Source organism: Planococcus circulans (assembly GCF_020023385.1).
Classification (GTDB): domain Bacteria; phylum Bacillota; class Bacilli; order Bacillales_A; family Planococcaceae; genus Planococcus.
Genome location: NZ_JAIQCL010000032.1, coordinates 1 through 664 on the forward strand (window position 1 = coordinate 1; position 664 = coordinate 664).

Here is a 664-nt window from a genome sequence, read left to right on the forward strand (position 1 = left end):
CGAACAAGAAAAAAGTTTTTGACAAAAAGCTTGAAAAAACCAGTTATAATGGTATAATAAATCTTGTCTTTCAAAATAAAATCAGTCTGGTAATGATGGCAAAGAGGCCACACCCGTTCCCATCCCGAACACGGCGGTTAAGATCTTTTGCGCCGATGGTCGTTGGGGGTCTCCCCCTGAGAGAGTAGGACGTTGCCAGTCTGATCAATTATTCCGAAGTAGCTCAGTGGTAGAGCACCGCACTGTTAATGCGATGGTCGTAGGTTCGAGTCCTACCTTCGGAGCCAATTTTGGAGAGCTGTCCGAGTGGCCGAAGGAGCATGATTGGAAATCATGTAGGCGGGCAACCGTCTCAAGGGTTCGAATCCCTTGCTCTCCGCCAGAAGATAAATTCCAAAAACATATGGCCCCTTGGTCAAGCGGTTAAGACACCGCCCTTTCACGGCGGTAACACGGGTTCGAATCCCGTAGGGGTCACCAATTTCATGGAGGATTAGCTCAGCTGGGAGAGCATCTGCCTTACAAGCAGAGGGTCGGCGGTTCGATCCCGTCATCCTCCACCATTTACTCTTACATAATCAAGGTTGTACAGTGCGAATGTGATTTGTAAATGATATATTATTATCGCGGGGTGGAGCAGTTCGGTAGCTCGTTGGGCTCATAA

4 tRNA genes and 1 rRNA gene are annotated in these 664 nt (G+C 48.2%); all 5 read left to right on the forward strand.

Going from position 1 to position 664, the window contains the following annotated elements:
• Positions 1-85 precede the first annotated feature (85 nt).
• The 5 genes from rrf (at position 86) to K8U60_RS18940 (ending at position 563) form a co-directional block, all read left to right on the forward strand.
• A 5S ribosomal RNA gene (gene rrf, locus K8U60_RS18920) occupies positions 86-201 on the forward strand.
• Positions 202-212: 11 nt separating this feature from the next.
• A tRNA-Asn gene (locus tag K8U60_RS18925) sits at positions 213-287 on the forward strand.
• Between the two features lie 5 nt (positions 288-292).
• Positions 293-382 (forward strand) — tRNA-Ser (locus K8U60_RS18930).
• Between the two features lie 23 nt (positions 383-405).
• Positions 406-480: transfer RNA gene (locus K8U60_RS18935), tRNA-Glu, on the forward strand.
• A 7-nt stretch (positions 481-487) separates the two neighbouring features.
• Positions 488-563 (forward strand) — tRNA-Val (locus K8U60_RS18940).
• Positions 564-664: the final 101 nt, after the last annotated feature.